This window comes from Methylobacterium sp. CCH5-D2 (genome assembly GCF_001556475.1).
Taxonomy (GTDB): domain Bacteria; phylum Pseudomonadota; class Alphaproteobacteria; order Rhizobiales; family Beijerinckiaceae; genus Methylobacterium; species Methylobacterium hispanicum.
Genome location: NZ_LSIX01000594.1, coordinates 1 through 8,014, shown reverse-complemented (window position 1 = coordinate 8,014; position 8,014 = coordinate 1). Strand labels below are relative to the sequence as shown.

10 protein-coding genes are annotated in these 8,014 nt (G+C 70.6%); 3 read left to right on the top strand and 7 right to left on the bottom strand.

The window, feature by feature from the left end; genetic code table 11:
* The 7 genes from AX737_RS15345 to AX737_RS15315 form a co-directional block, all read right to left on the bottom strand.
* Positions 1-1,405 (bottom strand): ABC-F family ATP-binding cassette domain-containing protein (locus tag AX737_RS15345; RefSeq protein WP_066922703.1); only part of this gene is annotated, 1,405 nt, incomplete at its 3' end.
* A gap of 52 nt (positions 1,406-1,457) precedes the next feature.
* On the bottom strand, positions 1,458-1,667 hold the full coding sequence (locus tag AX737_RS15340) for a hypothetical protein (protein ID WP_066922701.1): 210 nt from the start codon (positions 1,665-1,667) through the stop codon (positions 1,458-1,460).
* 79 nt (positions 1,668-1,746) lie between these two features.
* Positions 1,747-2,061: a polyhydroxyalkanoic acid system family protein gene (locus AX737_RS15335; protein ID WP_066922699.1), complete on the bottom strand. Its 315-nt coding sequence runs from the start codon at positions 2,059-2,061 to the stop codon at positions 1,747-1,749.
* Between the two features lie 235 nt (positions 2,062-2,296).
* A complete protein-coding gene (locus tag AX737_RS15330) occupies positions 2,297-2,650 on the bottom strand; it encodes a septal ring lytic transglycosylase RlpA family protein (protein ID WP_066922696.1) in 354 nt (117 codons plus the stop codon).
* Positions 2,651-3,237: 587 nt separating this feature from the next.
* Positions 3,238-4,140: an SMP-30/gluconolactonase/LRE family protein gene (locus AX737_RS15325; RefSeq protein WP_066922694.1), complete on the bottom strand. Its 903-nt coding sequence runs from the start codon at positions 4,138-4,140 to the stop codon at positions 3,238-3,240.
* Between the two features lie 11 nt (positions 4,141-4,151).
* Positions 4,152-4,601 carry a cupin gene (locus AX737_RS15320; protein ID WP_066922691.1) on the bottom strand — a complete coding sequence of 150 codons (450 nt, stop codon included), beginning with the start codon at positions 4,599-4,601 and terminating at the stop codon, positions 4,152-4,154.
* A gap of 13 nt (positions 4,602-4,614) precedes the next feature.
* Positions 4,615-5,124 (bottom strand): DoxX family protein, encoded by a 510-nt coding sequence (locus AX737_RS15315; RefSeq protein WP_238229966.1) that lies wholly within the window; start codon positions 5,122-5,124, stop codon positions 4,615-4,617.
* A 174-nt stretch (positions 5,125-5,298) separates the two neighbouring features.
* Here AX737_RS15315 and AX737_RS15310 point away from each other — a divergent pair, with 174 nt between their 5' ends.
* From AX737_RS15310 to AX737_RS15300, 3 genes are all read left to right on the top strand, one after another.
* A complete protein-coding gene (locus AX737_RS15310; RefSeq protein WP_066922689.1) occupies positions 5,299-6,864 on the top strand; it encodes a GMC family oxidoreductase in 1,566 nt (521 codons plus the stop codon).
* A 165-nt stretch (positions 6,865-7,029) separates the two neighbouring features.
* On the top strand, positions 7,030-7,155 hold the full coding sequence (gene ykgO, locus AX737_RS15305) for a type B 50S ribosomal protein L36 (protein WP_003601867.1): 126 nt from the start codon (positions 7,030-7,032) through the stop codon (positions 7,153-7,155).
* Between the two features lie 133 nt (positions 7,156-7,288).
* Positions 7,289-7,894, top strand: a complete 606-nt coding sequence (locus tag AX737_RS15300; protein ID WP_066922687.1) for a tetratricopeptide repeat protein — start codon at positions 7,289-7,291, stop codon at positions 7,892-7,894.
* The last annotated feature ends 120 nt before the right edge of the window (positions 7,895-8,014 follow it).

Genomic DNA, 8,014 nt, shown 5'->3' with positions numbered 1-8,014 from the left:
CGACCCGGTCGAGGAAGTCGCGGTCGTGGCTCACGAGCAGCAGCGTGCCCGCATAGTCGTCCAGCATCTCCTGCAGCAGGTCGAGGGTCTCGAGGTCGAGGTCGTTCGTCGGCTCGTCGAGCACCAGCAGGTTCGAGGGCTGCGCCAGCGCCCGGGCGATGAGGAGCCGGTTGCGCTCGCCGCCCGAGAGCACCGAGACCGGCGTGCGCGCCTGCTCGGGCGCGAACAGGAAGTCCTTGAGATAGCCGATCACGTGCCGGCTCTGGCCGTTGACCGTGACGGAATCGCCGCGCCCGCCGGTGAGCACGTCGCTCACGGTCTGCGTCGGCTCGAGCGTCGCCCGCGCCTGGTCGAGGATCACCGGCTGCAGGTTGGTGCCGAGCCGGATCGTGCCGGAATCGGGGGCGAGCTGGCCCATCAGCAGGTTGAGCAGCGTCGTCTTGCCGGCGCCGTTCGCCCCGACGATTCCGAGCCGGTCGCCGCGGGTGACGCGCAGCGACAGCCGATCGACGATCGTCCGCGCGCCGTAGGCCTTGGCGATGTCCTTCGCCTCGATCACCAGGGTGCCGGAGCCGTCCGCCTCGCTCGCCTGCATGCTGACGCTGCCGACCGGGCGCCTGGCCTCGCGCCGGGCCTGGCGCAGGGCGTGCAGGTTGCCGAGCCGCCGCACGTTGCGCTTGCGCCTGGCGGTGACGCCGTAGCGCAGCCAGTCCTCCTCGGCGGCGATCTTGCGGTCGAGCTTGTGCCGGTCGCGCTCCTCCTCCTCGAAGAAGGCGTCGCGCCACGCCTCGAAGCTGGAGAAACCCTGGTCGATCCGCCGCGTCACGCCGCGGTCGAGCCAGACGGTCGCCCGCGACAGGGCCGAGAGGAAGCGCCGGTCGTGGCTGATCAGCACCAGCGCCGCGCGGCTCCCGCGGAGTTCCCCTTCCAGCCACTCGATCGCCGGCAGGTCGAGATGGTTCGTCGGCTCGTCGAGGAGCAGCACGTCGGGCTCGGGCGCCAGCGCCTGGGCGAGCGCGGCGCGCCGGCCCTCGCCGCCGGAGAGCTTCGTCGGGTTCTCCTCGCCGGTGAGACCGAGGCTCTCCAGGAGGTAGCGGGCGCGGTGGCTGGCATCGCCCGGGGCCAGCCCCGCCTCCACGAAGGCGAGCGTGGTGGGATAGCCGGAAAAATCCGGCTCCTGCGCGAGGTAGCGGATCGTGGTGCCGGGCTGGACGAAGCGCTTGCCGGCATCGGCCTCGACGAGGCCGGCGGCGATGCGCATCAGCGTGGACTTGCCCGAGCCGTTGCGGCCGACGAGGCAGGTCCGCTCGCCGGGCGCGATGGCGAGCTCGGCACGCTCGATCAGCGGCGTGCCGCCGAAGGTCAGCGCGATGTCCTGAAGGGTGAGGAGCGGTGGGGCGGCCATGCGCGGGCTTATGACAGCGCGCGCCGGCCTTCACAAACGCCGCGAAGCCGCCTCAGGCCGTCGGGTTCGCCGGGCCGGTCGGGGAGGACGGTGTCGGGTCGACGACCGGGATCTCGGTCGGCTGGCCGCCGGGCGTCTCGGGCGGGCTGTTGGCCGGGACCTCCGCCGGGCCGGGGCTCGGCACGGTCGGCGGCTCGTAGGGCGTCTCGGATGGGGGACCGGGCTGGTCCGGCACCTCGGGGACTCCGCCGGGATTGGCCATGGCTACGCTCCTGCGCTGGCACGCCGAACGGCCTCGGCGTGTCGCCGCTAACGGGGCGCGGGACAGCCGGTTCCGCCGCCTACTTCTTGGTCAGGAGCAGGGTACCCTCCTTGCCGAGCGACTTCTGGATCTTCTCGGCGAAGATCGCGAGCAGGAAGGGCAGCTTCACCTCGACGCGCACGCTCTCGGGCCCGACATCGATCGCGCCCTCGACCTTCTGGGCGAGGGCCGAGAGGCCGAAATCGAGGCGATCGCCCGTCCAGGCGAGGCGGTCGAGCGCGACGCCGCTCTTGGCGAGCATGCCCTTGCCCTGCTCGACGCCGGTCTCGATCCGGCGGCGCGCCTCCTCGCGGCCGAGGTCGTGCGGGATATCGACGATCAGGGGTTTTGCCATCGCGCGGGGGTTCCTGCTGTGTCAGGCGCGAGATGGGGGCGCGGGCCGCCGGCGGCAACGCCGCGCCTCCGGCTGTGCATGAGGCCGCGCGCGAGACCGCGCGAGAGACCGCGCGAGAGACCGCGAATGCGCGCGCCGGCCCCACCGCGGCATGGGTGGGGCCGGCGCGCGGGTCTCGGGCGAGACCCCGGTCTTCCGTGCGGAGAGATCGGTCCGCCGGTCGTTCGGCGCCGTGTCAGTCCATGACCTGGAGCGAGACGTAGGTCGTGCCGCCCATGCCGAGCGCCCGGGCCGAGCCGCGGGACAGATCGATGATGCGCCCGCGCACGAAGGGGCCGCGATCGTTGATCCGCACGACGACGGAGCGCCCGGTGCGCTTGTCGGCGACCCGCACCCGCGTGCCGAAGGGCAGGCTGCGATGGGCGGCGGTCATGCCGTTGGGGTTGAAGCGTTCTCCGTTCGCGGTCCGATGTCCGCTGCCGTACCAGGAGGCCGCTCCGCTCTGGGCGGAGGCCGGCACGCTGGCGGCGAGCGCCGCGACGGTGCCGAGGATGGCGGCGGTGGTCCGGCAGACAGGCTTCGTGGCCATTCGCATTCCCTTTGTTGTTTGCGACGGCGGGGCCAATCAAACCCGGGCTCGGCCAAAATGAGGCAGGCTCGCGCTGCCCTATTCGCATCACATTTTGGGCGACCGCGCCCTATGCGTTGAGCTTTCATTAAGGGGTGATGCGGCGAAGTATTGTTTACTTCGTTTTTTCTTGGGGGGATGTGCTGGCGGCCGGCGAATGTCAGTGCTCGGAAGCAATCGGCACGATGCGAAAAATTACCTACCATGCCGTGAGATCTGCGCGTGGCGAAACCCTGGATCCCGCTGAATGGGATGCACGTCGGGAACCAGCGGGTCCGAGAAGGGTTCGAGCGCACCGTTCGCGGCGCAGGCCTCCCCGCTTCCCGCCCACGGGAAGAGGCTCGCAGGCCTCGTGTCGTCTCCTCGTGAAGCGCGGGCGACGCCGGTGCGGCGGTGAGGATGGCGGATCCGAAGGAGACGTGCCCGTCGAAGCTCCCTCGACCACGCCCGCGCGTTCGCTCAGCCGACGACAAGTTCGGCCGAGCCCGTTGCCCGCACCCCAGGGAAGGGAGATCCGCTCGATCCGGCGCGATCGACCGGAGGCCGTCTCACACCAGCGCCGCACCGCGCCGGTTGACGTAGATCGCCATCAGACTGTGCGAGACGCAGAGGAACAGGCGGCTGCGGTAGCGGCCGCCGAAGCAGAGGTTCGACACCGCGGCTGGGGTCCGGATCTTGCCGAGGAGCGCGCCGCCCGGGTCGATGACGTGCACGCCGTCGCCCGCGCTCGACCAGAGGTTGCCTTCCTCGTCGCAGCGAAAGCCGTCCGCCATGCCGGGCGCGACCGTGTGGAAGACCTGCGGGTTCGAGAGGCGCCCGTCCTCGCCGACGTCGAAGACCCGGATGTGGCGCGTCGGATCGTCCGCGAACTGCAGGCCCGTCTCGGCCACGTAGAGCCTGCGCTCGTCCGGCGAGAAGCAGAGCCCGTTCGGACCCTCGAAATCGCCCGCCGCCACGCTGAGCGAGCCGTCGCGCGGATCGAAGCGGTAGAGGTTGGCCGGCAGCTCCGGTGCCTGCTTGCCGCCCTCGTAGTCGGTCTGGATGCCGTAGGGCGGGTCCGAGAACCAGATCGTGCCGTCGGACTTGCAGACGATGTCGTTGGGCGAGTTCAGCCGCTTGCCCTGGTACGAAACGACCAGCACCGTGACGCTGCCGTCGAGCTCGGTCCGACTGATCCGGCGCAGCCGGTGCGAGCAGGAGAGGAGCCGCCCCTGCCTGTCGCGGGCATGGCCGTTCTCGAAGCCGACATGCGCGCGGTAGACGCTGAGGCCTCCGCCCTCGCTCCAGCGCATCACCCGGTCGTTCGGAAGGTCGGAGAACAGCAACTCGTCCCGGTCCCCGAACCAGACCGGGCCCTCGCACCAGCGGAAGCCTTCGGCCAGGGTCTCCAGCGGCGCGTTGGGCAGGACGAAGCTCTTGAAGCGCGCCTGCGTGACCTCGAAACCCTCCATGCCGAGCGCCCCTACTTGAACCGCCCCGGCCTGTTCACCGTGGGCTCAACGTCGAGCCCGGTGACGATCATGGTGCAGGGCTCGTCGCCCACCGTGCCCGAAAGGTGGCCCTTGCGGCCGTCGCGCTCGCGGGTGTTCTGGTCCTCGCCGAACATCAGCTCGCCGGGGCCCATCTCGACCCGCTTGCCGTCCATCGTCTCCACGAACCAGCGGCCGGTGAGGATCGCGATCCACTGGGGCTTGGGATTCTCGTGCCAATCGCCGACCCAGCCGACCGGCAGGACCGTGAAGGTCACGCCGGCCTCCGACGGGTCCATCTTGTCGTTCCATTGCGGTGCCACGCCGGGCCCGACGCCCTGGAACTGGAAGTCCGTGAGTTCGAATCGCTCCTGGCGGCTCACGCCCTCGGCGTCGGTGTAGACGTGCCAGTACGGCATGGCGGGAGATGTGGGCTCGGACATCGCGTCGGATCCTTCAGGGTTTGGCGGGCGCTTCGGCCGCGTAGGGGCCGGACGAGAGCGGGTGGCGGACGATCTCGGAGGCCGGCGTGTAGCTGCCGCCGATCACCACGAGCAGCAGCCCGCCCACGAGGCCGAAATTCTTGAGGAAGTCCCAGAAATGGGCCCGGCCGGCGCCGTTGCGCGACCAGAAGGCCGGGTATTCCCAGAACCGGTGGAACAGCACCGCGGTGACCGCGCAGAAGCCCATCAGCACGAAGGCGGCGGCGCGGTCGTACCAGCCGATCACGATCAGCACGGGCGCTACCGTCTCGACCAGGATGCCGAGCACCAGGAGGAGCGCCGGGAAGGGCAGGGGGCCGGAGGCGGCCTGCTCCATCGCCTCGTCCCAGTGCACGACCTTGTCGAGCGCGCTCGGCGGGAACATGCCGACGAGGCAGATCTTCGCCGCGAGCGGCACCGCCACGAGGTTGAGCCAGGTCGCGAGGTCCATCGGGGCGTGCGGGCTCCGGTACGGCGGGGCCATCCCCGATCCGTGCCGCCAACGTTCGCCACGGGTGGGGGTTTCCGGCGACGTGGCACGGAGCGCGGCGCCTGCCGCATCGCAGCGAGCACGATCCCGTGACGGTGCCCGCCGGAACGGCTCGGGAGAGGCCACGTTGCCGGGCTGTCCTATCCTTGCCGCGCGGCGGACCGACCGATGCAGGACCATTACGACATCATCGTCATCGGCTCCGGCCCGGGCGGCGGCTCGCTGACGGCACGGCTCGCCGGGACCGGCAAGCGCATCCTGCTCTTGGAGCGGGGCGACTACCTGCCCCGCAGCCAGGAGAATTGGAGCGCCAAGGCGGTCTTCGTCGATGGCAAGTATCAGGCGGCGGAGACGTGGTACGGCGGCGACGGCCGGGCTTTCCACCCGGGCCTGCACTACTACGTGGGCGGCAACTCGAAGGTCTACGGCGCGGCCCTTCTGCGCCTGCGCGAGCGCGATTTCGGCACGGTGCAGCACGTCGATGGCGTGTCGCCGGCCTGGCCAGTCTCCTACGCGGAGTTCGAGCCCTACTACGCGCAGGCGGAGCGCCTGTTCGCCGTCCACGGCAACCGCGGCGAGGACCCGACCGAACCCTGGGCGAGCGGCCCCTACGACCACCCGGCGGTGAGCCACGAGCCGCGCATCCAGAAGCTCTCGGACGATTGGGCCCGGCACGGCCTCAGGCCCTACCACCTGCCGCTCGGCATCAAGCTCGACGAGCGCAACGGGCGTCCGACGCCGACGAGCATCTGCATTCGCTGCGACGCCTTCGACGGCTTCCCCTGTCTCCTCAACGGCAAGGCCGACGCGCAGGTGATGACGGTCGACCCGACGCTCGCCGCCCACGACAACGTCACGCTGCTCGTCAACGCCTACGTCTCGCGGCTGGAGACCGACCCGTCGGGTAGGACGGTCACCGGCGTGCGGGTGACCCGGGAGGGCCGCGAGGAGCGCTACCGCGCCGATATCGTCGTGGTGGCCTGCGGCGCGCTCTCGTCGGCGCTGCTCTTCCTGCGCTCGGCCAACGCCGCGCACCCGAACGGCCTCGCCAACGGCTCCGATCAGGTCGGGCGCAACTACATGCGCCACAACATGTCGGTGCTGATGGCGCTCTCGAAGGAGGTCAACGACACCGTCTTCCAGAAGACCCTCGCGCTCTCCGACTTCTATTTCGCGTCGAAGGACTGGGCGTTCCCGATGGGCCTGATCCAGATGTGCGCCAAGACGCATCCGGACCAGATCCGCGGCGAGGAGTTTCCGCGATGGACGGGCTTCCTGCCGGACGCGCCCTTCGAGATGGCGGCGCGCCACGCCATGGACTTCTGGCTGCAGAGCGAGGACCTGCCGCACCCGGACAACAGGATCAGCATCGATCGCGAGGGGCGCACGATCCTCGACATCCGCGAGACCAACCGCGAGGCGCACGACCGCCTGCGGGCCAAGCTCTCGGACCTCCTGGAGCCCGCCGGCGCCTATACCTACCTGTTCGAGCGCTCGCTCTATCTCGGCAAGAACATCCCGCTCGGCGGCACGGCGCACCAGGCCGGCACCCTGCGCTTCGGCACGGATCCCAGTTCCAGCGTGCTCGACCTCGACTGCAAGGCGCACGAACTCGACAACCTCTACGTCACCGACGCGAGCTTCTTCCCCTCGATCGGCGCCGTGAACCCGACGCTGACCATCATCGCCAACGCCCTGCGGGTGGCCGACCGCATCGCCGAGCGGATCGCCTGAACGCCTAGATGGCGTCGTAAGCTCAGGCTTGCCTGCCCGGGACGAATCCTGTTAAGGGGACCGCCTTTCCGCGATGCGTTGCGCCGCCATCGCAGGGGGCCCTTCGGGCTTCCCGCTCCCGAAACCCTTGCACGGACGGCAGGCACGCGCCCGCCGAAGCAGAACATGAAGATCCGCAACTCCCTCAAGTCGCTCCGCGGCCGTCACCGCGACAACCAGCTCGTGCGCCGCAAGGGCCGGGTCTACGTCATCAACAAGACCCAGAAGCGCTTCAAGGCCCGCCAGGGCTGAGGCCGACCGCCCGCTTCGGTGGGCGTGCGATCGGAATTCGAGAGGCAGGTGCCGCCCGCGGCGCCTGCCTCTTCGCGTTGGCGCGGCGCTCCGGCGCGTTGACGGGGGGCGCGGGCGCGCACAAGCTCGCACCATGCTGCGCTCCGTCCTCCCCGGCCTGCTCGCCGCCCTGATCGCGGGCTCCGCGCTCGCCGCTCCACCGGGTTTGTCCGGCCGCCCCGAGGCGGAGCAGCCGGCCGAGCGGAAGAAGCCCGCACCGGCGATCAGCCTGGACGATCTCTTCGCGCGCCTGCGCGAGGCCGACGACGACGAGGAGGCCAAGGGTGTCGCCAAGCTGATCGAGCGCCGCCTCGACCGCTCCGGCAGCGCTACGGCGGATCTCCTCACCGACCGTGCCCGGCAGGCGATGAGCGCGAAGGATTTCGCGCTCGCGGCCGAGTTGATGGACCGGGTCACCGCCCTCGAGCCCGCCTGGTCTGAGGGCTGGAACCGGCGCGCCACGGTGTTCTGGCTGCTCTCCGACAAGCAGGCGGCCGTGGCGGATCTGCAGCGCGCCCTGGTTCTCGAGCCGCGCCACTTCGAGGCCTGGGCGGCGCTCGGCCGGATCTACCTGTCGATGGACGACAAGGCGCGGGCGCTCAACGCCTTCCGGCGCGCCGCGGCGCTCTACCCGCGCATGGCCAAGGTCAACGAGGCGATCGACCGCCTCGCTCCCGACGTCGACGGCCGCGACCTGTGAGGGCCGTCCTGGCGGTGCTCGCAGTCCTGGTCGGTACGCCGCTCCTCCTCGGGCTCTGCATCCTGGCGGCGGGCGCGGTCGCGAGCCTCCTGATCGGATGGCGCGCCGGTGCCGCATACC

Coding starts and splice junctions, on each gene's coding strand:
- AX737_RS15310 (WP_066922689.1), top strand. CDS start 5,299: ATGCAGGACCATTACGACATCATCGTCATCGGCTCCGGCCCGGGCGGC.
- AX737_RS15340 (WP_066922701.1), bottom strand. CDS start 1,667: ATGGCCAATCCCGGCGGAGTCCCCGAGGTGCCGGACCAGCCCGGTCCC.
- AX737_RS15315 (WP_238229966.1), bottom strand. CDS start 5,124: ATGGCCCCGCCGTACCGGAGCCCGCACGCCCCGATGGACCTCGCGACC.
- AX737_RS15335 (WP_066922699.1), bottom strand. CDS start 2,061: ATGGCAAAACCCCTGATCGTCGATATCCCGCACGACCTCGGCCGCGAG.
- AX737_RS15320 (WP_066922691.1), bottom strand. CDS start 4,601: ATGTCCGAGCCCACATCTCCCGCCATGCCGTACTGGCACGTCTACACC.
- AX737_RS15330 (WP_066922696.1), bottom strand. CDS start 2,650: ATGGCCACGAAGCCTGTCTGCCGGACCACCGCCGCCATCCTCGGCACC.
- AX737_RS15325 (WP_066922694.1), bottom strand. CDS start 4,140: ATGGAGGGTTTCGAGGTCACGCAGGCGCGCTTCAAGAGCTTCGTCCTG.
- ykgO (WP_003601867.1), top strand. CDS start 7,030: ATGAAGATCCGCAACTCCCTCAAGTCGCTCCGCGGCCGTCACCGCGAC.
- AX737_RS15300 (WP_066922687.1), top strand. CDS start 7,289: ATGCTGCGCTCCGTCCTCCCCGGCCTGCTCGCCGCCCTGATCGCGGGC.